Annotated in this window: 19 protein-coding genes; 6 read left to right on the forward strand and 13 right to left on the reverse strand. The window is 36.0% G+C overall.

The window, feature by feature from the left end:
* Positions 1-7 precede the first annotated feature (7 nt).
* Both JNUCC51_RS03155 and JNUCC51_RS03160 read left to right on the forward strand, forming a co-directional pair.
* Positions 8-1,435, forward strand: a complete 1,428-nt coding sequence (locus JNUCC51_RS03155) for a LutB/LldF family L-lactate oxidation iron-sulfur protein (protein ID WP_337990799.1) — start codon at positions 8-10, stop codon at positions 1,433-1,435.
* Positions 1,435-2,151 carry a LutC/YkgG family protein gene (locus JNUCC51_RS03160; protein WP_337990800.1) on the forward strand — a complete coding sequence of 239 codons (717 nt, stop codon included), beginning with the start codon at positions 1,435-1,437 and terminating at the stop codon, positions 2,149-2,151. The genes JNUCC51_RS03155 and JNUCC51_RS03160 overlap by 1 nt, the downstream gene beginning before the upstream one ends.
* 49 nt (positions 2,152-2,200) lie before the next feature.
* Here the strand turns inward: JNUCC51_RS03160 and JNUCC51_RS03165 are convergent, their stop codons facing one another.
* The gene (locus JNUCC51_RS03165) at positions 2,201-3,487 is read right to left on the reverse strand and encodes an MFS transporter (protein ID WP_337990801.1); all 1,287 of its coding nucleotides are present in this window, start codon (positions 3,485-3,487) and stop codon (positions 2,201-2,203) included.
* Positions 3,488-3,636: 149 nt separating this feature from the next.
* Between JNUCC51_RS03165 and JNUCC51_RS03170 the strand changes: the two genes are divergently transcribed.
* Positions 3,637-4,887: a helix-turn-helix domain-containing protein gene (locus JNUCC51_RS03170; RefSeq protein WP_337990802.1), complete on the forward strand. Its 1,251-nt coding sequence runs from the start codon at positions 3,637-3,639 to the stop codon at positions 4,885-4,887.
* Positions 4,888-4,925: 38 nt separating this feature from the next.
* On the opposite strand, the gene JNUCC51_RS03175 is transcribed toward JNUCC51_RS03170, so the two are convergent.
* The gene (locus tag JNUCC51_RS03175) at positions 4,926-6,830 is read right to left on the reverse strand and encodes an endonuclease MutS2 (RefSeq protein ID WP_337990803.1); all 1,905 of its coding nucleotides are present in this window, start codon (positions 6,828-6,830) and stop codon (positions 4,926-4,928) included.
* Between the two features lie 884 nt (positions 6,831-7,714).
* Here JNUCC51_RS03175 and JNUCC51_RS03180 point away from each other — a divergent pair.
* Positions 7,715-8,617, forward strand: a complete 903-nt coding sequence (locus JNUCC51_RS03180; RefSeq protein WP_337990804.1) for a LysR family transcriptional regulator — start codon at positions 7,715-7,717, stop codon at positions 8,615-8,617.
* Between the two features lie 335 nt (positions 8,618-8,952).
* On the opposite strand, the gene JNUCC51_RS03185 is transcribed toward JNUCC51_RS03180, so the two are convergent.
* The 11 genes from JNUCC51_RS03185 to JNUCC51_RS03235 form a co-directional block, all read right to left on the reverse strand.
* The gene (locus JNUCC51_RS03185) at positions 8,953-10,173 is read right to left on the reverse strand and encodes an amidohydrolase (RefSeq protein ID WP_337990805.1); all 1,221 of its coding nucleotides are present in this window, start codon (positions 10,171-10,173) and stop codon (positions 8,953-8,955) included.
* A 24-nt stretch (positions 10,174-10,197) separates the two neighbouring features.
* Positions 10,198-11,424, reverse strand: a complete 1,227-nt coding sequence (locus tag JNUCC51_RS03190) for an amidohydrolase (protein ID WP_337990806.1) — start codon at positions 11,422-11,424, stop codon at positions 10,198-10,200.
* Between the two features lie 634 nt (positions 11,425-12,058).
* Complete coding sequence (gene rarD / locus JNUCC51_RS03195; protein WP_337990807.1) at positions 12,059-12,964, reverse strand: EamA family transporter RarD; 906 nt, start codon at positions 12,962-12,964, stop codon at positions 12,059-12,061.
* A gap of 113 nt (positions 12,965-13,077) precedes the next feature.
* Positions 13,078-13,608, reverse strand: a complete 531-nt coding sequence (locus JNUCC51_RS03200; protein WP_337990808.1) for a hypothetical protein — start codon at positions 13,606-13,608, stop codon at positions 13,078-13,080.
* A gap of 175 nt (positions 13,609-13,783) precedes the next feature.
* Positions 13,784-14,956 carry a toxic anion resistance protein gene (locus tag JNUCC51_RS03205; RefSeq protein WP_337990809.1) on the reverse strand — a complete coding sequence of 391 codons (1,173 nt, stop codon included), beginning with the start codon at positions 14,954-14,956 and terminating at the stop codon, positions 13,784-13,786.
* Between the two features lie 509 nt (positions 14,957-15,465).
* On the reverse strand, positions 15,466-16,158 hold the full coding sequence (locus JNUCC51_RS03210) for a stalk domain-containing protein (RefSeq protein WP_337990810.1): 693 nt from the start codon (positions 16,156-16,158) through the stop codon (positions 15,466-15,468).
* Positions 16,159-16,443: 285 nt separating this feature from the next.
* Positions 16,444-17,685 carry an ABC transporter permease gene (locus tag JNUCC51_RS03215; RefSeq protein WP_337990811.1) on the reverse strand — a complete coding sequence of 414 codons (1,242 nt, stop codon included), beginning with the start codon at positions 17,683-17,685 and terminating at the stop codon, positions 16,444-16,446.
* The gene (locus JNUCC51_RS03220; protein ID WP_337990812.1) at positions 17,672-18,577 is read right to left on the reverse strand and encodes an ABC transporter ATP-binding protein; all 906 of its coding nucleotides are present in this window, start codon (positions 18,575-18,577) and stop codon (positions 17,672-17,674) included. Before JNUCC51_RS03220 ends, JNUCC51_RS03215 begins: the two co-directional genes overlap by 14 nt.
* A gap of 11 nt (positions 18,578-18,588) precedes the next feature.
* The gene (locus JNUCC51_RS03225) at positions 18,589-19,119 is read right to left on the reverse strand and encodes a DUF2812 domain-containing protein (RefSeq protein ID WP_337990813.1); all 531 of its coding nucleotides are present in this window, start codon (positions 19,117-19,119) and stop codon (positions 18,589-18,591) included.
* Between the two features lie 224 nt (positions 19,120-19,343).
* Positions 19,344-19,880 (reverse strand): DUF2812 domain-containing protein, encoded by a 537-nt coding sequence (locus JNUCC51_RS03230; protein WP_337990814.1) that lies wholly within the window; start codon positions 19,878-19,880, stop codon positions 19,344-19,346.
* Positions 19,873-20,196: a PadR family transcriptional regulator gene (locus JNUCC51_RS03235; RefSeq protein ID WP_134021709.1), complete on the reverse strand. Its 324-nt coding sequence runs from the start codon at positions 20,194-20,196 to the stop codon at positions 19,873-19,875. Before JNUCC51_RS03235 ends, JNUCC51_RS03230 begins: the two co-directional genes overlap by 8 nt.
* Positions 20,197-20,526: 330 nt before the next feature.
* Between JNUCC51_RS03235 and JNUCC51_RS03240 the strand changes: the two genes are divergently transcribed.
* Both JNUCC51_RS03240 and JNUCC51_RS03245 read left to right on the forward strand, forming a co-directional pair.
* Entirely contained in the window at positions 20,527-21,108 is a 582-nt protein-coding gene (locus tag JNUCC51_RS03240) for a TetR/AcrR family transcriptional regulator (RefSeq protein ID WP_337990815.1), read from the forward strand.
* Positions 21,109-21,164: 56 nt separating this feature from the next.
* Complete coding sequence (locus JNUCC51_RS03245; protein ID WP_337990816.1) at positions 21,165-22,373, forward strand: YhgE/Pip domain-containing protein; 1,209 nt, start codon at positions 21,165-21,167, stop codon at positions 22,371-22,373.
* Positions 22,374-22,382 lie beyond the last annotated feature (9 nt).

Genomic DNA, 22,382 nt, shown 5'->3' on the forward strand with positions numbered 1-22,382 from the left:
TCAAAAAATGGCTATGAAAACAAGTGATGATCGCTTTAATCATCGAGTATCGAAAGAATTAGAAAATACTTTTATGCGCGGTGCTGTGTCCAGCGCACAGGAGCGCTTACAAACACGTCGACTCAAACAATCTGATGAGCTCGGCCATTGGGAGGAATGGCGCTCTCACGGCGAAGAAATTCGAAAGCATGTGCTGGCGAACTTAGATTATTACTTATATCAGCTAAGTGAAAATGTCTCTAAAAGAGGTGGCCATGTTTTCTTTGCGCAAACAGCTAAAGAAGCGACAGACCACATTCAAAATATCGCAAAAAAGAAAAATGCTGCTAAAATCGTGAAATCAAAATCGATGGTGACAGAGGAAATTGATTTAAATGCCGCTTTAGAAAAACTCGGTTGTGAGGTCATTGAAACAGATCTTGGAGAGTACATTTTGCAAGTAGACGATCACGAGCCACCATCTCATATCATTGCCCCAGCTTTGCATAAAAATAAGGAGCAGATTCGTGATATTTTTAAAGAAAAACAAGGCTATGAGAAGACCGAAAAGCCAGAGGAACTAGCTCTTTATGTACGTGAAAAATTAAGGAATGAATATTTAACAGCAGACATTGGCATTACAGGCTGTAACTTTGCTATTGCAGAGAGCGGCTCGATTACACTCGTGACAAATGAAGGAAACGCAGATCTAGTAACTGCCTTACCAAAAACGCAAATTACAGTAATGGGAATGGAAAGAATAGTTCCTACATTTGAAGAGATGGAAGTGCTAGTAAGCTTATTAACAAGAAGCGCAGTTGGACAAAAGCTAACAAGCTATATTACAACATTAACAGGAATCAAAGAAGAAGGTGAAACGGATGGACCAGAGGAATTCCATTTGATAATCGTCGATAATGGACGTTCTGATATTTTAGGCAGCGAATTCCAGCCTATTTTACAATGTATTCGCTGTGCGGCATGTGTTAACGTTTGCCCTGTTTATCGACATGTTGGCGGGCATTCTTATGGTTCTATCTATTCTGGGCCAGTAGGTGTCGTTCTTTCACCATTATTAGGCGGCTATGAGGATTTCAAAGAATTACCATACGCATCTACATTATGCGGTGCCTGCACAGATGCGTGTCCTGTCAAAATACCTTTACATCAGCTTATTCATAGACATCGCCAAGTAATTGTTGAAAACGAAGGCAAAGCACCTGTATCAGAAAAGCTATTGATGAAGGCCTTTGGTTTAGGTGCTTCCTCCCCTACCCTATATAAAATAGCGACAAAAATAGCTTCACCAGCAGTGTCCCCATTTACAAAAGATCAGAAAATTTCAAATGGACCAGGCCCACTAAAAGCATGGACGGAAGCTAGGGATTTTCCAGCCCCCAATAAAGATAATTTCCGTGACTGGTTTAAACACCGCCAAAAAGGAGGCGATGAATAATGACAAGTACTATTGAAAATAGAGATGTATTTTTAGCAAACATTGCGAAAAAGCTTGGGCGTGCGACAAAAACAGAAATCGATCGTCCTACATGGCAATATAACCCTCAAAATCGCGTCCTAAAAGAAGCGACAAAAAATGAGTTAGTAGAGGTTTTAGTTGAACAATGTAAAAATATTCATACGGATATTGTCATTACAAATACAGCTAATCTCCCTGCAGATTTACAAAAAGTAGTTGAAAATTACGGAGGCCAGTCTGTAATAGCATGGAAAGACGAGCGTTTCCAAAACTATGGGCTATCATCATTGTTGACCGAGCAATGGCCCCTAGAAAATATTCAGCTGTACGAATGGGATTCGGAGCAGCCAGAGGAAAATATTAGACACGCTGAAAAAGCTAACATTGGCATAACGATAAGTGAAATAACATTAGCGGAATCTGGAACTGCAGTACTTTTTAGTAGTAAGGATAAAGGTAGATCCGTCAGCTTTTTACCCGAGAACTCTATTATTTTAATCCCAAAAAGCACTATCGTTCCAAGAATGACACAAGCAGCCCGCTTAATTAGCGAAAAAGTTAGAAATGGCGAACAAATTGCTTCCTGCATCAACTTTATAACAGGTCCAAGTAATTCGGCAGATATCGAAATGATTCTTATTGTTGGTGTACATGGACCAATTAAAGCAACTTATATTGTGATTGAGGATCAGTAATACAAAACGAGGCATACTAACATGCCTCGTTTTGTTTATAAGAATAAATTTAATTGGCAACAGTCTCTGTCATGACCTCTTTATTATAAAACTCTGGGTGAGCTTCTTTTAGGATAGATGTCCGTAGCAAGACTAGTGAGAGCATAATAATGATCACACTTGTTACCGGCAAAATAACAATCGCTGGTAATGTATCATATAACATGCCATAAACCACCATACCAATTGGCATCATCGACATAGCCATCGTTTCCATTAGCCCAAAGACACGCCCACGGTATTCTTCGGTAATATTTTTTTGCATATACACCCCGATTGGCATATTAATACCCATTTCAAAAATAGCGAAAATAAAATAAATGATAAGGTAAAAGATAACAATTGCTACATATGAAAAATCTGTTACTAATGGAATCACTGCTAACCCAACACTACCAGACAATAGCAGTAAGCTAATTTTTGAGAAACGTAATGGTGCTTTCACCTCTGATCTTGTCGCAAAATAAAGGGAAGCCGCTAGCATACCCGCTGCACCCGAAGCCTCAATAAAGCCAAAATGTGTGGACTTTACTTTGAGCAATTCAATAATAATATACGTTCCTCCAACAGCGATTGCTGAGAAGAATAAGTTAATCCATAAGGCAACCCACATAATCGTTTTAATGACTTTTTGTTGTTTTATATAATGAAAGCCACCCTTAAGCCCTTCCCACATTTTTTCTTTTTTCACATCTTCCCCTCTTGTACTATAGAGGTTAAAATTCATCGTTGCTTCTAAGCAAAAGGCAATAACGTAAGCCACCATATTGACCATTAAAAATGCGTCCATTTCAAAGAAGCCGTACATCATTCCCCCAATTACTGGTCCCCCGATCATAGCTACAGACGTCGACAATTGGTTAAATGACATGGCACGCTGTAAACGCTCTGGATTAACAAGCGTTGCAATCGCAGACGAAAACGTTACCCCAGAAAAAGCAGAGCAAATTGTATTGAACACAGTAGCCGTATAGACCGCATACACCGATAAACCTACTGTTTCTGTGTAAAGCAATAAGCCCCCTACTGTCAAAATGGTACCAGCTTGTGCAAGTAGAATTGTACGCTTTTTCGAAAATTTATCAGCCACATAACCTGCTAATGGAGCTACAAGTGCACGTGGTAACACAGAACAAATCATATTGGTTGCGAAGCTCATTGCTGAACCTGTCATAGCTAAAATATACAAACTAATTCCAAAAGCCATCACATGAGAACCTAACATGGCAATCATTTTACTGGCAGTAAATGTCCATAAATGATACGTCGCCTTTTTATATTTTTGCTCTTCATTCATCTAAAATCCCTCCATATTTTTAATTAGGTTAAAAAGTTTAATTTAATTAAACGAAATATAACACAGCTCCCACTTCCCATGCAAGAAAAAGTTTAATATAATTAAACAAAATAGTGATATTCACTTTCATTGAAATAGGAGGCGAGGCAGTGGACTCTTTAGGCACAAGAATTCGCAAATTAAGGAAGGAACGTAAATTAACGTTAGAGGAACTTGCCGGTGATCGTCTAACAAAAGGTATGTTAAGTCAAATTGAAAATGATAAGGCCAAGCCTTCGATGGAAAGTCTTGATTATATAGCGGAACGTTTAGGAGTAAAAGCAAGTGAATTACTTGAACAAGTAACACCCTCTTCGCTTCGGCAACTTTTAGAGCAGGTAGAAATTTTGTTTACGGAATTAAAGCTTGGTGGTACAGATAATGCACAGCAAATAGTCGAGATGATTAAACCTTATGTAGAAGGGCTTCCGCTTAGTTATGAAGGAGGTCGTTTGCTGTATATATACGCTGCAGCACAATATTATGCGGGATTAACGACATGGGAGTCACCGCTTCAAGAGTCACGTATTATGTTTAAAGAAATTAATTTACTGAGTCATTGGTTTGAAACCTATTTATTACAGTTGGGTATATTAGCAGAAAATCGAAAATACAAAATGGCTTATTCTTGTATTTTACAGGCGAAAGAAGAGGCTGAGCAGGAAAATTACCAATTAGATTCGCGAGATGCAGGGAAAATGGCTTATTATATTTGCGTTTTTCAAGTAGCAATTGGCGAAATTGAAGCAGGTAAACAGCTCATTAACGAGGCCATTACCAATGCACATAAAAATCAATTTTACTCTTATATAGATGATATGTATCGTATTGGGTCGTTTTGTGCCATGATTGACCATGATTTCGAGCAAGTAGAGCATATGCTGAAGAAGCTTGAGCAGTACCGGATTTTTGTCGAACAAGTAGATGTCGACGCTTTTATTTTCGTATTACGTGCGCATTATTATAACAGTTACACTCACGATTATCAGCAGGCACTAGAGGAGATAGAACGTTTTGGAACGCTTATACATGAGGGCTCAATTAAACTCGATAAAAACTTTTACTATTCAGAAAAAGGGAAATCCTTATATTTACTAGGTCAATATGAAGAAGCTAAGGAAACATTTGAACATTTTACAAACGTTCCCCCATTCATTTTACATCCATTTGACATATTAAGTTTAAATGAGTGCTTTTCCTATAAAGCACTGTGCTATGCACATTTCGGTGAGTTAACAACTGCCTACGAAATTGCCAAAATGGCCTATTTGGATTCTCAAGATTTAATCGATCTACCTTATAAACAAAAAATTGATGAAACTTATTTTTCAATTAAAGCGCAAATTAATTCGGTTCAATAGATATTAAAGGGATTGCACAATGTGCAATCCCTTTTATTTTAGCTCGATTTATCTTTCTTCATTTCCTTCTGAATCTTGCGAAGGGCTTTTTTCGAACCGCGTTCTATATCATGCTGAAGCTTCCGGTCTTTATAATCCACAAACAATGTCTCTAAATCATATCCTTCAGGGTATAATTCTGTTGCCGGTAGCTCTAATGCCAGTCGCTTAACATTCACCTTTTTGAATTCTCTCTCATAGAACACAACAACATTATAGAAATTATCCATTTCTAGATAAACGATTCCAACGTCATCATGATCTAACAGCTTCACACGGTCGCCCTTTTTAAATTCATACTTAGCTTTTGTTCTCTCTTGCTCAATTTTAGGCTTCCTGATTTTACTGACATTTACTCGTTCTAGATGATATTCTTTATTGTCAATATAGCTCTTGGCTCTTTGTAATATTGTTTCACGTATATTCATTTTCTTAGAAATCCATAGTGCATTACTGTCTCCGGATGTTCCGATAACTAATTTATATAACGGTTCTAATGTTTCACTATCAAAACGCATAGCCGCATTCATAAAATCACTATGCATTTCAGAGAAACGCTTAATTTCGCCATAGTGAGTAGTTGCCACTGTCATACAGCCCATTTGATAGAACTCCTCTAGAATGGAAATCGCCAGTGCTGCTCCTTCATTTGGTTCCGTACCGCTTCCTATTTCATCAAATAACAAAAGCGTATTATTATTGGATGCCCTCATAATATCTGAGAGATTTTTCATATGGGATGAAAACGTACTAAGTGCATTTTCAATACTTTGATTATCACCAATGTCTACAAAAATATGATCAAATACGGCTATTTCAGTACCTTTATCGGCAACAATATGGAAACCTGACATAGTAGCCAATGTTAACAAACCAATAGTTTTTAGGACAACTGTTTTACCACCAGCATTCGGTCCTGTAATGATTAAGCTGCGATAGTCTTTACCAATTTCAAAATGAAGTGGTACCGCCTTACCTGTTAACAGTGGATGCTTACAATTAACGAGCTTAATATAGCCATAATCATTTAAGCTTGGTTCTACTCCTCCAATATTCTTGCTAAACTTGGCTTTGGCAAACACCATATCATATTGGCTAATTAACTCCATGTTAATATTGATTTCACGAATATTTTCCATCAGAAGCCCAGATAAAGTCGCCAAAATCTGATATTCCTCCACCGCTTCTTCTGCCTTCAAAGTGGCTAATTCCATATTTAGTTTAGCTACTGTACTTGGCTCCATAAAGACTGTTGCACCTTTAGATGAAACCTCTACTATCGTCCCTTGTACATGATTTTTATAGGAAGCTTTAATTGGAATCGTGTATCGATCATCCTTTTTACTAATAAAAAATTCCTGGATATAAGTTTTATTAGCACTATTATTTAAAAATTTAGTTAAGCGTTCTTTAATTTTTTCCTCTGTTGTTTCGATATGATTTCGGATACGTTTTAACTCTCTACTAGCAGCTGAATCAACACGATTAGCTTTAATCGCAAAGTTAATCTCCTCTTCCACACTTTTAAATTCAGACATTGAATTAGCATAGGATGCAAGTACTGGCGCAAAAAATTCATTTTCCAGCATAAACTTTTTAAGTTTTCTACAGCCTCTTAAAAAGTCTGAAATGCTAACCAATTCACTAGGGTCTAAAATAATCCCCTTTTCAAGTTTTTTAATGGTATTGTCAATATTCGATACCCCTAAAAACGGGACATGACCTTCTGCATCTAAAATTGCTCGTGCCTCAGTCGTTTCATTCAAACGATTTTTAACAACTGTCAAATTTGGGCTCGGCGTTAATTTATCTAATAACTGTTTACCTAATCCACTGACACAGTAAGATTTAACGATTTCCTTCAATTCATTGTATTGTAACTTCTCAAAAGTAGTATGATTCATTTTAAATTCTCCTCACGCTGATTTTTCCATTATCATTCATGAAGATACCTACTCATTAGATAGCAATGATTTTTTTTTCAAATCAATTATGCCTCGACATAATTGCGTCCGGAACCGGCTTTGTGCATGCACAAAGAACTCCTCTCCGATTCTGTGACATCCGCCTGAGGCTTTAGGCCAACACGATGTTGGTCACTCAGTCGTGTGTTGTTGCTGCCGCTACGCTTTCGCACAGATAAAACCCTATTGCTGTCGCTGCGCTTTCGCACAGATAAATTGCCACAGGACGTGGCGTTCTTAGACTGAGTTCCTCTATTTCAGAGGGTGTTTGGACACCCTCTGAAATAAGTTAAAAAAGACAAAAAAAGCTGTGGGAGAACCCACAGCTTTACCATTACAAGGCATGTGTAAAAAGCATCGTGAAAAAGACTTCATCTACATGAAGTTTAGTCAGTGCATTACAAGCTTTATAAAGTATTGTAGGTATCTTCATAGGTATCGAAATAAAGCCACGACTAAATAAAGGGTTACATACTAACATATATCCCCTGGCGTCATTAAATTTATTTCTTTAAGTTGTTCCTATTTAGAACCTACCGCACTCATCAAAAGCACCTCTCAATAATTATCATTGTTATCTAATTTGTCATTATCTTACTATATGCTGGTAAAAAAGTAAAGGTGCTTATGTTGGTTACGATTTTTAAACTTAGGGGCAACAAAAAATTTTGTAAGAAATAGTGGCAAAAAACGTAAATTTTCTTAATTGGAGCAGTCTAAGCTCTTGAAAAAAGTGATTTATGAAATTGATTCAAGTATATAAAAAATATTAAAAAATTAATATTACTTAAGTTTTTCATATGAGAAGGTGGTTTTTTTCATATATGGATATTCGACAGCTGCGATATTTCATAGCAATTGTAGAGGAAAGAAAAATTTCTGCTGCTGCTGAAAGGCTTCATATCTCCCAGCCTCCGCTAAGCCAGCAACTGAAAACAATGGAAAATGAATTAGGAACGAAATTAATAGAAAGAACTGGGAAATTTTTAGGAATTACGGAAGCCGGAAAGGCCTTATATAAGTACGCTCTACAAATGACTCAGTTAATGGAAGAAGCCAGAATGGAGGTAAAGGAAGTCGGAAACGGGGAAAGCGGAAGACTAACGATAGGTATCAATACTTTTTCAGTAAACGGATTACAAGACTTACTTCACCAATTTCAAAAAAAATTTCCTAAAGTTACATATACTATTCAACAAAATGAGTCATCTCATCTTTGTCAATTAGTGAGAGACAGGATTGTAGAGCTGGCGATTATTCGATTACCGCTCGAGTTAGATGATTTTTCAGCTATCCATCTTTATACAGAACCTTTTTACTTTATTACTTCAAATAAAAAGCAGCCTTTTAATCATCAGATTATGCTTGCTGACATTCAAAACTACCCGCTGATATTACCGAGTACAGAAGGATTAGGAGTGCATTATATGATTTTGGAAGCATTTTCGAAAGCTCAACTACATCCGAACATTATTGCCGAGTGCTCTGATATCTCTCTATTATTAGATTTAGTTGCTTGTAACTTTGGGGAAGCTATTGTTCCAGAAACCGTCATTAAACAATACAAAAACTACAATATCCAAGCTTTCAAAATTACTGATACAGAGCTTTCTGCATCCACTGGCTTAATATGGCTGAAGGATCATCATCTATCAAAAACCGCTCAAAACTTCACAAAACTGTTAACGAGGTACCACCAGCAAAACACGGATTTACAGGATCAATGATATTCCAACATTCAAAATCCCAATCTCTCTTTGTCATAATTGAGAAATTGGGATTTATTAATTCAAAATATATGACCCTTTCATGTGAAAGAACACAGATCCATCCTCTGAAAATGCGCCCGATTAAAGTAGTACTAAAAGATGATCTCAATCTTTAAAACTGAATCACATTTTTCCGCTGCTATATTTTTTACTAAAGTTACGAAAACCACAATAAAAACAATCGCACTATTAAATAATATCCCATTTGCATTCCATAGAACATTGCAAAAGCATCTAAAAGGGGGACCACACATTTAGCAGGACTCCCGAAGAAGTCTCAAAGATTTTCTTTCCTATATTTCTCCCGCTACTACTCTACCTTTAAACATCGTAGCGGTTCTATTGGATCTTCTAGCAATAGCCTCTGCAGAGCAAGAAGCTTCAACAAAGACAATGTTTGCTTCGTCTCCCACTCTTGGCCAAATCTGATTGCCATTATTGTTCAAAGTAGTTTTCCCGTCAGTTATAAATCCAAGTGTCTGTGACAATGAACGTTCATCAGCCCACCCTGAAATTTCTGCCAAACGACTGACACGTTCCAAAATATCTCCGTTTCCAAATGGGGACCAGACATCGAAAATATTATCGCATCCAACAGAAACATGGACTCCTTTCTTGTGCAATAAGCCTACAGGCGGGAATTTTCTTCCAATTGGTACACTAGTAATGATAGAAATACCTGCATCAGCCAAAATTTCAGCCATTTCTTCTGCATGTGCCTTTGAGATTTCCCCAAGTCCAAATGCATGACTTATTGCTACTTTACCTTGCAAACCCGCTTCTTTCGTTAATACTGCCAATCTTTTCATGGTATAGACACCTAGGTGATCCGGATCATGTAAATGTAGGTCGATTCCCGCACCCCCTTCAACAGCAAGGTCAACCATATCATGTAACGATTTTTCGATATTACCATCAACTATAGCTGGATCAACTCCTCCTACCAATGTTGCTCCCTGACGTAGACTTTCCCTTACTAAATCATGTGCCTCTGTACGTAACAAACCGTGTTGCGGAAAGGCAACAATTTCATATGATAATTTACCTTCAAATGTTTGTAATGCTTTTTGGACCTCTTCTAAATTTTTTAATCCAACCTCTGGATATATGTCCACATGGGTACGAACGTGTGTTACCCCAGCGTTCAAGTATATATCCAGTAATTTTTCTGCCCGTTCTTGCGTAGTTGTTTTTAGAGAAGAAAGTATTTTTTTCTCGATTTCAAGTCGTTCATAAATATGATTAACTGGTGTTACTGCACGCCATTCATCACCAAGCAATGTTTTATCTAAATGACAATGTTTTTCGGTAAAGGATGGTAGAAGTAACAACTGTTTTACATCCTTTTGTGGGAAATCGTCTGAAATTGTCTCACTAGCAGAGATAAACTTTGCGATTTTCCCATCCTGAATTAACAGGTGGCAGCAATCGGTCTTTGTGCCGGTTACCATATCACTTTCTACTTGGTATTTACTCTCTACTAGGGCGTTTGTCAGCCAAAATGTATTATCCATATTATCTACCCTTTCTTATGTGAGTCATGAAAGATTGTCTGTAACAAAATTTCCTTTAAACACTACAGCCTTTCTTGTTGCTCTCCTTGCAACTGCTTCAGCTGAACAACTCGCATCAACTAAAACGAAATCAGCATTGTCACCTACTTTTGGCCAAGCATGTTCTCCTTCTATATTTAACGGAGTTATGCCACCGGTAATATACCGAAGAGTTTGTCCTAGTGAACGTTCATCGCTTAAACCGAAGCGTTCTGCCAATGTTCCTGCCTTTTCCAAGCTGTCTCCTTTTCCAAAGGGAGACCAGTGATCCATAACACTGTCAACGCCAAGAGAAACATTGACACCTTTCTCTTGAAGTAGTGGGATTGGTATTGTATGACCAATAGGAACGGAAGATGCAATTGAAATTCCTTGCTTGGCTAGTAGTTCAGCTACTTCGTTTACTTCCGCACGTGAAATATCGGCAAATGCTAATGCATGACTAATTGTGACTCTACCTTGCCATCCAGCTTCTTGTGTTAGAGCTGCAAGCCGTTTAAAGGTAAAGATACCTAGATGACCTCCATCATGTAAATGAAGATCAATATCTGCATTTGCTTCAACAGCAAGCTCCATCACAGTTTGCAACGATTTTTCAAGATCTCCGTCAATGGTTGCTGGGTCGACTCCACCTACAAGTGAAGCCCCATTGCGCAGGGCTTCTCTAACAAGTTGAACGGAGTCACTACGCAATAATCCATGTTGTGGGAAAGCAACGATTTCAACTGTAGCTTTTTCTTTATAAGCTTCCACAGCACGTACAGTTGCCTCAAGATTTTTTAAGCCAATGACTGGGTCGACATTACAATGTGCACGAATATGAGTTGAGCCTTTACTAGTGAGCAAGTTCAGTAACTTTTCAGCCCGTTCTGTGGCAACAGGAAGTAGTTTTGGAAGCAATAATTCTTCCTCTTCCAGACGAGTAATAATTCCCTTCGTCGGGATGGAGGGTGCTTTCCATGGTCCGCCATAGTAGGTTTTGTCAAGATGTACATGCATGTCTCTAAAGGAGGGCAACATCAAATAGTTTTTTGCGTCCTTTACAGGGAAATTTGTTTCTAAAGGCTTGTCCACCGAAACAATATCTGTTATTTTTCCTGCCGTAACTTGAACGTGAAAGCTTTCCGTTTCAGTTCCTGTAACTGTACCATATAGATAACGATAGCCGGTCTCCAATTGAACATTCTTTAGCCAATATGTTTTATCTGTCAATTACTTTTCCCCCTCGTTAGTTACTGTGCGTTTATTTATGTTGGTATTCTTTGATGTCGTCTTTATGTTGATGCTGCACTATAGGAAGTCTACTTTTGATTGATTGGTTTGAAATTACCATGGATATTAACATGCTCCGACCTATCTTCATAGCATTCTTCGCTCTTTTGTTGATAATGTTATCATTGTATAAACTATATTAAAAATATTAAAAAAATAACTTTTCTTTAGGTTTTTGATATATTGGGAGATAAAAATCACAATCATATGAGTTTTAGTGAGATCTTTCGGCAGTTTTTGGAAAGTATTTTATTCGATAATCATATCAATTTGAATTATCTGTTCGGGGCATGCATGCTACATGTTAGCAGCTTCATATCAGTCAAGTGGTTTCGTTCATCCCTCTATACACTATTCTACAAAATGGCTCAATTGTTGAATTCAAGTTAAACAACACTCTTAAACTAACTTGCATCGTTAGTTGAATAGCAACAATTTTTAAGAAAACAGCATTTTCAAAAGAAAAACGGGCCCAAAGCGAATTGCCCCTTTGCTTCGCAGAGATTTTTCAAAAACACAAAAAAGTAGTACAAACCAAAGGCATGGTTCGTACTACTAATATTAGTATATTCACTTATGCTGATTTATGATGGGCTCTTCTCACTTCAATGATTTTCGAGCCTGAAAACAGTAGTAAGGCTGCCCAAATAATACTAAATGCCAAAAGCTCTATTTGACTAAACGGTTCCTTATAAAGTACGATCCCTATAACTAACGTAATCGTTGGCGATACGTATTGAATAAAGCCTAATAAATAGAGTGGAATATTTTGTGCACCTTTCGCAAATAAAATTAACGGTACTGCTGTCACGATTCCACTTACAATCATGAGGATGTCTGTTTTCACATCAACATGTAAAAATGAGGCATGATTCGTTGTAAAGAGGTAAACATAATAGCCTAATGCAAACGGTAAAATAAATAACGTTTCAATGGCTAAACCCCTTGTCGCATCAAGCTTAATTTTCTTTTTCAAAACACCATAAATAGCGAAGGATGTAGCAATAAGAAGTGCTACCCATGGGATTGATCCATAATTTATCGTTAAAATAATAACAGCAATAAAGGCAATTCCGGTAGCCACCCATTGCGCACGATTAAGTGATTCTTTAAAGAAAATAACCCCTAAAATAACTGACAGTAAAGGATTAATATAATAGCCTAAGCTCGTTTCAATTAAGTGGTTATGGTTAACTGCCCAAATATATAAATACCAGTTCATCGAAATAACAAATGAAGCTCCAACAAGCTGCCAAAATTGCTTTTGGTTTGACCACAAATATTTTAAGTCTGCGAGAAGATCCTTGCGCATTCCAAATACTATTACTGCTAGTACTGTAAAGACAAAGGACCAAATGACGCGCGATAATAAAATTTCCATGCTCGGTACATGTTCAAGTAGTTTCCAATAAAGCGGAAATGCACCCCAAAAAGCATAGGCAAAAAATGCTGCCAAAACCCCTTTTTTCTCATTTGACATTGCCTCTAACTCTCCTACTCTGTTTTGAATCTATACGACTTTGCGCATATTACCATTCAAAGAATAGACTTATTATAGGACTTTGAGTGGAAACTGTAAATGAAAACTTGTCATTACTCTTTATTTTCCGATTCAAGCTCAGAAATATATTTACGCACCATACTATAGCTGATATCAGAATTTATTTGACGTTTAATGCGAATGTGAATTTCTTTGATTCCAACACCCTGCTCTCTCATATCACGAATCATAGATTTTAACGGACCTGACAGTGAATCTTTAGACAAGGCAGTATGTTTACTTAGTTCAATTAATAGCTCTGTATTTTGTCGACGAATCTCCTTTAACTCCTCTACGACACAATTATATTCCATTAACTTTTTTTGCAAGACCGCATTTTGCTTCTGCATTTTTTTCATATCATCTACAAGTTGTACATTTTGTTTCTTTAAATTTTTTTGATCCTGCTTTAAAACATGATGCTTTTCATCTAAATCTTTAGGTAAAGCATTATATAGCTTTTCTATATGTGTCAATTCTTGATAGCGACTTTGCGATAACAGCATAAGTGTTTCTGTCATATCAATAGCAAGTGTTCCATCTTTTAACGTTTCACACGATATTGTTGGATTTATTTTGTTCATCGACTTTTCTTCACTCCATCACGTATTTGTTCGTGTAATGGCATAGCCTTATTTAACATTTTTCAGCTTCCTTCACATTTGAAAAATAATTTTCATTGGTCTTATTATCGTATTAATTTTTATTTTGTCAATATAAAAAAGCTTCTTGCGAAAAGAGATGCAAGAAGCTTTACGATTACATTTTTTTCAGCTTTTCGTATTCAAGCTGTAAACGTTCAATACGTTTACGGCCTTCCTCACGATTTTTAGCTGTTTCTGCTTGAATTTGCTTCGTTTCTTGAATACCAGACATAATTGTTTGCCATGTCGTTTCAATTGTTTCGATTTTAATACTTGGGCTACCAGCTGCACGAGCGATATTAACACTATTTTTACTAATATTTTCTGCATTACGTACAAGCATTTCATTCGTACGACGGTCTAATTCAGTCATTGAATCTGAAATAAGCTTTTGGCGCTTTAACGTCACTGCATGAATAAGCCCTTGCTTGAATATTGGAATTGTCGTCACAAACGCAGAGTTAATTTTAGCAATTAAATGGTTATTGCCTTGCTGCATTAATCGAATTTGTGGAGCAGATTGGAATGAAACTTGCTGCGCCATTTCCAAGTCATAACGACGCTGTTCTAGTAAATCAACAGCACGTAGCATCGTTTCATATTCCATTGCCGCTATTTGATCACCAGTTTGTGCTTTTTGTTCAAGTGCTGGTAATGATGAACGTACTTCATCTGTTTTCACTTCAATTGCCGCAATAAATTTACTTAAAGTTTGGAAGTAATTTAAGTTTTGATCATAAAGGTTTTCAAGATCAATTGTATTACGTTTCATTTCACCTTCGTATTTTTGAACCTCGCGGAAAATAACATCCACTTCCTTGTTCATGCTGTCATATTTGGATAGAAACTTTTCTAATTGTTCTTTTCCTTTACTGAATAGTTTAGTAAGGAAGCCACCTTTTTTATCCTCCTCGAAATCTTGAGGATCAAATTTATCCATAATTCTATTTAAATTATTTAATAATACACTTGATTCCTCAAGCTTACTTGTTTTCATCGTTGCTAGCATTTTATCTGAAAAAGTAGAAATACCATTTGCTGTTTCTTTTCCAAGCTCCAGCATGGCAATTTGATCTTTCACATCAATTTTTTGTGCTAACGCATGGACCTCTGGATCTTGCTTTAATGCAAGTTGATTTTGAGCAATTTGTGATAGCTCTTGTTCAGAAACAAGTACTGGTTTTTTTTGCTCTTGCTCCACCTGAAATAATGGATTAGGCTGTAATAATGGATTTTCTGATGCGAATGGATCCTTTGATTTTAATAGGTCGTTGTCGAATTCTGACATAAAGTTTTACCCCCTGCGATTTATCTCTTTTATTACATACGATTCCAAACTGAAAAAGTTTCATTTTAGTAAAAACTTGCAAAATATCAGTCACACTCATATATCAAGTGTATAGATTAACCATATTATTTACCAAAATTCATCAGAAGAAGCTGGCTATCGTAGTTATTACATTACAACTCCAGTCACCTACAAAACAACTTACAGGATTAAATGAATATCTTTAAGCGTAGAAATCCCCACTTCTAATCTACCAGAATTTATCGGAGATTATATCCTCTTATCTTCTTATGGTGACACCTTGATTTTAACTGAAGATGGAGCCTGGAAAGGATTAAATGCTCCATTTGTAATCCTTGTCGTTTTGCAAAGTTCGATTAAAATGAACCGATAAAACTTGAATTGCGAGAAAAGAAGAATCTGTTTTTGAAAAAAGTTTAATCGTATAAAGGAACTCCCTTATAAAAACTTCTTTTAGGTTTCAGATTCTTCTATATTACTTTGTTAATTTATTGAATAAATTTAGGATCTAATATACCTAAACCACTGCCTTCAATTTCAAACTTCACTTTTGAAGCACCGTCTAACTTAACATTAACCTTTACTTTGTCTTTTATCGATCCACTATCATAAATCAATTTATTATCTGCGTAAATTTTCATAGAACCTATGCCGAAAGAGCCCGCCGCTAACTTTTTAACTGGTGCTAAATACGTTTCGAATCCTTTGTAATTTCCATTAGCTAAGTATTCAACTGTATGATCTTGTACAGCCCCTCCACCATGATATCCACCAAGTTGATAGGATTGTTCAAACTTTTCTCCGGTACTAATAACAATCGAGCTTGGGTAATGGAAGAAGTGGTCTTCATCACTCCCAATAGGTTTTACATCTTTTAAAGAGATGAATTTCGGAACATCACCAATATAAACGGATTTTGATTTTCCATCCCATGTCACTTTTTCCCCTAAAGATTCCGCAATAAAACGCAATGGAACATAAGTAGTACCTTCATAAATAAAGCCAGATTGACCCTCTTGTGGTTTTTTTCCAACCTTATCTACATAGTAATTAATTGTATCTTGAAAAACGCTAATCTTTTTCATATTGCTTGCTGCTTCCGTTGTTGAGAGGTAAGTAAAGGTTAAGCCTCCTAATATAAAAAAGACTAAATAACTTGTTACTATAAGTAGTTTTTTCATATAGTCACTCCTTAATATATATAGTTATATGTAATTATACCAAAAATTACATAATATATTTCAAAATATTGTTCACATATTGACCATAGTGGAATAAGAAGAATTTCTGCATATAAACCTTTAATAGGTGAAATTATTTGCACTCATTTAACGAACATTCTTTGATAGCATTCAATTATATTATTAAAAAACCGAATAGGGCACTTTTCTTTAAGTGTCCACTATTCGGTGTATAGTATTTAAATATATGTTATTTCTTTAAAAAGAGTGTAGCTGCTCCCATCATCATGTCGTCACTTTTAGCACAGTTTTAATTTTCTTAATAACGCCCCCTGAACTATAAGTTAGAACACTGCGTTTATAGAATGAAATACTGAATAAATAAGCAACAATAATTGTCGCTATTAAAATACTTAGCGATATAAGTGGTACCATTACTCCTATATCAGTAGCCCCGATACGCATCGGCATGATCATTCCTGAAGTAAATGGAATATAAGAGAAGACCTTAATGAAAATTGTATCTGGGTTGCTAATCCCCGAGATCATAACATAGAAGCCTATTAATGTAATCATCATGGCTGGCATTAATACTTGACCCGCTTCTTCAACTTTAGACACTAAAGAACCGAATAATGCACCAACAATTAAATAAAGAATAATTGTTAATAGCAGGAATAGAATTGCATATATCACGTAACCTATCGATAATTCTTTAACAATGCTTGATGCCATATCCCAAATAAATCCATTCTTCGCGAATTTTGCATAGATTAGGAATACAACTGCAATCATACCCATCTGTGTTAATGCGAGTAATAGTACACCAGCAATTTTTGCCTTAAAATGGGTAGCTGGCTTTACACTTACTAGTAGCATTTCCATTGCACGTGAACCTTTTTCAGATGCAATTTCCGTTGTAATCATAGATAGGAATGTAGAAATAAAGAAATAGATTAAAATACCAACTGCATAAGATACCCATAATCCTGATTGTTTTTCTTCTTCGCTTTTACCGTCAGCAGATTTTTCATTTAAGTTTTTATTCGAGATAATCGTTTTTGCACCAATAATTTGCGCTGCTTGGTCTGGTGTTAGTGATAGCTGTTGTACAGTATAATTTTGGCCAGCAAGTTGCAGTATGGAATTCAACGCAGCTTGATCATTTAATTTCAACGGCGTGAAAGTGGCAATTTCGGCACGTAGTTGACCTTTTTGATCTGTTATTTTAATGATTGCATCTAGCTTTTCGTCCTTGACCTTTTTTTCTAACGTCGATATATTCGACTCATTTTGTATAAATTTCATATCGCCATTTGAAACAAAGAGACCGCTTAAGTCGGCTGTTGTTTCATTGACGATTGCAATTTGTTGGGTATGATCATCACCCGTAAAAAGATCTTTAATATCAGACCAGAAAACTGCAACAGACATCCCCAGTATATATATGCATGTCATTACAACAAAGGATCTTGATTTTAATTTTGATTTGTAAAGCTGTTTCACTAATAAATTAAACTTCGACAATGTTGCCACCTACCTTATCTTTAAAGATCTCATCTAACGATAAGTAATCTAAACTAAATTTTTCAATATATTTACCATTTGACAGCTGTTCGAAAATACTTTGTGCAAAGCTTTCATCCTCCAGAATGAGCACTGTTTGCTCTTTCTCCTCTCGAACATCCTTAACACCTTCAAGTGCCAACAATTGAGTTGTCGTCCACTCTGTACGTACTGCCAATCTTGTTTTTCCGTATTGTTTCTTTAAATCTAGCAAACTACCTGAAAATAGAGATACTCCACGTTTCAATAGACAAAGATGGTCGCATAGTTCTTCTACATTATCCATTTGGTGACTAGAGAACAAAATCGTTGTGCCCTGTTCTTTTAAAAGCAATATGGCATCCTTTAGTAAATCTTTATTCACGGGATCAAGTCCACTAAATGGTTCGTCTAGAATTAAAAACTGCGGTTTATGAATAAAGCTAGCAATCAGTTGTACTTTCTGCTGATTCCCCTTTGATAAAGTTTCAGCCTTATCTTTCCTTCTATCTTCGAGTTCAAATCGGCTAATCCAAAAGTCAATATCCTTCTTTAACTGCGACTTCTTCATGCCTCGTAGCTCGCCAAAAAAGTAAAGCTGATCCTCTACCTTCATCGTTGGAAAAATGCCTCGTTCCTCTGGTAAATAACCAAGTACATCGCGGTTGATAGCGTTAACTGACTTGCCATCCCATGTAATCGTACCGGCTGTTGTTTCCTGTAAATCTAAAATCATACGAAACGTTGTTGTTTTACCGGCGCCGTTTTGTCCAATCAGCCCAAAAATCTCCCCTTTTTCAATGGTGAAATTTAAGTTGTCGACCGCTGTGAAATCTTTGTATTTCTTCGTGACATGCTCTAATTGTAATGTCATCTTTTTTCCTCCTACGCTTCAAATATATGTAATTCTCGTTGTAGTCCTTTTTTACGTCTTTCAACCTTCAATATTTGCATACACATAATTATTACGACTACAAAATTTAAGTATGATAATCCCGTGTTTAAAAATCTTTCTGTTGATTCACCAAGTCCAATATAAAGATTGATAAATCCAATCAAAAGATTTAGCAGCGTTACTGAAATAAAGAGACGTCTTATTGATTTTAAGTACTTTATTTTCGAAGAACTATCTGAAAATAATTCAAATGGACCTTCTGATTTCTTTTTGCGGTAATAAGCCCATCCTCCAAATTTTGAAACAAACTCAATATTCATCGTCTCTAAAAAATTATAGTAGTCTTGATTTTTACCTTTGACTAGTTCATTGCGATAAATGTATTGACCTGGTTCCCCTTTTTCAAAAATAAAGTATCCCAGCATTGTACGCTTTAGATGCCAACCTTGTTCCGCCATATCATTAACCCATGCTTCTTCCTTTTCATAATCAAGAAAAAAACGATACACTCTTTTTTTCATAAAGTCCCACCTCCAATCTATTAATCTTATAAAACTGATGCGAACTTCTGGTTAAATATACGCTCTAATAGTAGTCATAGAAACGCAGCATTTCCTTTTTGTTTTTTCGATTTTTCTGATTTCCCGGAAAATAATTTTGAAGCAAAATGTTCATCCTATACTTTGAAGCTGCTTATTATCGAACTTGGCAAATAAGCAACCAGATTTTTTAACTATCTCCTCTACTAATCTGTAAACAGATCCAAATCCTTCTTCAATTTATGGCGCACACGCACAAGTTTTAATAATGGTATAGAGAATAACACGACCATAAGAATATTAGTGATATTCATTGATAATTTAATCCAGTCTATTGCCTGTACAGAAAAAATCCCACTCAAACCAATTACACCTATCATCAAATTAAGAAGTATGACTGATAGTAGCAGGGAAATTTTTTGAGACAGCTTACTAATTTTATTTTTCTTATCAGAGTAAAGCTCAAAAGGTCCATCTTTTGCTGGCTTTCTAAAGAATACGAAATTGCCCGAACGATCTACCTGTTCAATTCCCGAGGATTTTAGAAATTCTAAGTACTCGTCTTCATATGAGGCACCAAATCGCTCAAATTCATCATGCCGAAAAATATAGCTACCTGGCTCCCCGCGTTCGAATGTAAAACGTATCCAAGTGAACTTTTTTAAAAGCCAACCTTGGCTTGCCATTTCATTGACCCATTTCTCAATATCATATGGGTTGACGACTAATCGATATTTATCCATTCGTTCCATCCTCCTTTGTTATACGGATGCCATTGTCAAAAAGTTCCCTCAATCTCAAAATTTCGTATTTAATAACTTTTTTTCCATTTTCAGTAATAATGTATTCCTTTTTTCGCCCATCACCATCTAGAGCCTCAATCCAACCACGCTCGAGTAATGTTTTGATTGCTCCATAAATCGTCCCCGCTCCAAGCCGAACACGACCATTACTCATTTCCTCTACTAGTTGCATGATGCCATAACCATGCCTTGCATCAAATAAAGCTAACAAAATATAATAAACGCCTTCTGTTAATGGCGGATGTTCTTGAGTCATACAAATCCCCCTTTTTATATCGCCTGGCGATATACTCAAAATATATCAGCAGACGATATAATTGTCAATGTTATTTTTTCCATAAAAAGTTATTAATACTTTTTCATACTTGCAGTGTATCACTATGTTGGTGTTTTGATTCAGCTTGAGTGATTTTTGGTTTTACCATAGTGATTTTCCTGGATACTCAAGCAGTTCTTGATCTTACCTGAGCTTTACTTTGTCACGCAAGCGTTATTTATTTTCCATTGTCTGTTAATATTTTTATTGCATTAGAAATTGCACTATGCTAGCATGTAAGTAATCACTTGCACGAAAGGAAGAATTCTATTGTCAACAAAAGGTACCGCAGAACGAATCATAGATGCAGCTTTACAACTCGTTAGTGAGAAGGGCTACACTGCGGCAACAACTAAAGCAATTGCTGAACTAGCTGGGGTTAATGAAGTAACAATTTTTCGCCATTTTGGAAATAAGCGTGGAATTTTGAAGGCCATTATTGAGCAATTTTCCTATTTTCCTCTTTTACAGCAAGAGATCAATAAAAATGTTACATGGGATTTGGAAACGGATTTACTAAATTTCTCTGTAAAGCATTTTAACTTTTTAATGTCTATTAAAGACTTTGTAATGATTGGCTTTAAGGAAGCTATGCAGTTTCCTGAAATTAATGAAGAGATTGCTAATATCCCTCTTCATATTAAAAATGAGCTAATTCATTATTTTCAGGAAATGTATGAAAGAGGAAAAATGAGAGAGGTTGATTTCGAAGCAGCAGCGTTATCTTTTATCGCTGTAAATTTTGGTCATTTCATGTCACGGGCACGCTTAGGAACGATTGTTTCTAACATGCCCACTGAAGAATTGTTAAAAACGAGCGTTTCAATTTTTTCTAGGGGATTAGCTCCCTAGAAAAAATTTTTCCTTTCGATGCAAGTAAGTACTTACTTATATTTAGGAGGTAAATGATGAAAGGTTTACAAGCTTTATTTAAAATTCGAGAAACTTATATTGGCATTGTCATTACAATTGCATTCCAGGTAATTTTCTTTTCCATATGGATGACTGCCTATGATGGTGTAAATGACAGAACAGGGAATTTAAAGATTGGACTAATTAGTGAAGATACTGAGATGGGGCAACAAGTAGTAAATGAAATTAAAGGAAAACTACCTTTTACAATAGAAAATTACATCTCTCTAAACAAAGCTAAGCAAGCATTAAATCAACGTGATGTCCATATGATTATTCATATCCCTAGCGACTTTACGAGTAAATTACAAAAAGGTAAAGAGGCTGAAATTATTTACTCTATTAATCAAGCAAATGCAAGTATCGCAAAAAATATGATGGACGGAGTAGCCAAACAAGTTACAGAGGAAATTAACCACAAAGTTTATCCTATACAGCAGGGTAAGACCATTGAAGCATTTTCTCAAAATTTCTCACAGCTTCCAATGGAACAAAATACAGTACAACAAATTAACGAAGCCGTTGCTAAAACAATTATGAGTGTAAAGGATCATACGATAGGTTCTACTATTATTAAAACGAATAATGTTGAAGAGTTTGCTGCGAATTTTGTTCCTTTAATGGTTATTATTTCGTCGTTTGTTGGTGCAATGGTAATGATAATGCAGCATCAGCAGGCAGCACAAATAGTGCAAGATAAAGTTTCGAAATGGCAATTGTTCCTAGCAAGACAGCTCATTAATATTGGTGTAGCCTTCGCCCTTCCGCTATTAACTATTGGCTTAATGCACCTATTTAATATTTCAAGTCAAGTAAACTTTTTAACAGTATATCTTTTTCAAGCATTAATGTTTTGGGCTTTCCTCTGCTTGGCTCAAGCCTTTATCATAATTTTGGGTAACTTGGGCATGATTTTTAACATTTGTGCTCTTTCTATACAGCTAGTTACTTCAGGTGCTCTCGTTCCACAAGCAATGCTATCAGATTTTTACAATAAACTAGCTACAATTCTTCCAGCTACTTACGGAGCAGACGGGTATTTCACTATTATTTTTGGTGGAAGCACTGATAATTTGATGAGTAATTGTAGCTCGTTAGGAATTATCATAGCTGTAACACTAGTAATTTCTGCTATGGTCGTTGCTTTAAGAAGAACAATAGTAAAAAGCGAAAGTGAGCACATTTCCCCTGCCACTGTTCAATAATATTATCAA

It is taken from the genome of Lysinibacillus sp. JNUCC 51 (assembly GCF_015999525.1).
In the GTDB taxonomy this organism is placed as follows: Bacteria; Bacillota; Bacilli; order Bacillales_A; family Planococcaceae; genus Lysinibacillus; species Lysinibacillus xylanilyticus.

Excerpts from the sequence above, each read along its gene's own strand:
- JNUCC51_RS03155 (WP_337990799.1), top strand. The coding sequence starts at position 8 with ATGGCTATGAAAACAAGTGATGATCGCTTTAATCATCGAGTATCGAAA.
- JNUCC51_RS03160 (WP_337990800.1), top strand. The coding sequence starts at position 1,435 with ATGACAAGTACTATTGAAAATAGAGATGTATTTTTAGCAAACATTGCG.
- JNUCC51_RS03165 (WP_337990801.1), bottom strand. The coding sequence starts at position 3,487 with ATGAATGAAGAGCAAAAATATAAAAAGGCGACGTATCATTTATGGACA.
- JNUCC51_RS03175 (WP_337990803.1), bottom strand. The coding sequence starts at position 6,830 with ATGAATCATACTACTTTTGAGAAGTTACAATACAATGAATTGAAGGAA.
- JNUCC51_RS03180 (WP_337990804.1), top strand. The coding sequence starts at position 7,715 with ATGGATATTCGACAGCTGCGATATTTCATAGCAATTGTAGAGGAAAGA.
- JNUCC51_RS03185 (WP_337990805.1), bottom strand. The coding sequence starts at position 10,173 with ATGGATAATACATTTTGGCTGACAAACGCCCTAGTAGAGAGTAAATAC.
- rarD (WP_337990807.1), bottom strand. The coding sequence starts at position 12,964 with ATGTCAAATGAGAAAAAAGGGGTTTTGGCAGCATTTTTTGCCTATGCT.
- JNUCC51_RS03200 (WP_337990808.1), bottom strand. The coding sequence starts at position 13,608 with ATGAACAAAATAAATCCAACAATATCGTGTGAAACGTTAAAAGATGGA.
- JNUCC51_RS03205 (WP_337990809.1), bottom strand. The coding sequence starts at position 14,956 with ATGTCAGAATTCGACAACGACCTATTAAAATCAAAGGATCCATTCGCA.
- JNUCC51_RS03210 (WP_337990810.1), bottom strand. The coding sequence starts at position 16,158 with ATGAAAAAACTACTTATAGTAACAAGTTATTTAGTCTTTTTTATATTA.
- JNUCC51_RS03220 (WP_337990812.1), bottom strand. The coding sequence starts at position 18,577 with ATGACATTACAATTAGAGCATGTCACGAAGAAATACAAAGATTTCACA.
- JNUCC51_RS03225 (WP_337990813.1), bottom strand. The coding sequence starts at position 19,119 with ATGAAAAAAAGAGTGTATCGTTTTTTTCTTGATTATGAAAAGGAAGAA.
- JNUCC51_RS03230 (WP_337990814.1), bottom strand. The coding sequence starts at position 19,880 with ATGGATAAATATCGATTAGTCGTCAACCCATATGATATTGAGAAATGG.
- JNUCC51_RS03235 (WP_134021709.1), bottom strand. The coding sequence starts at position 20,196 with ATGACTCAAGAACATCCGCCATTAACAGAAGGCGTTTATTATATTTTG.
- JNUCC51_RS03245 (WP_337990816.1), top strand. The coding sequence starts at position 21,165 with ATGAAAGGTTTACAAGCTTTATTTAAAATTCGAGAAACTTATATTGGC.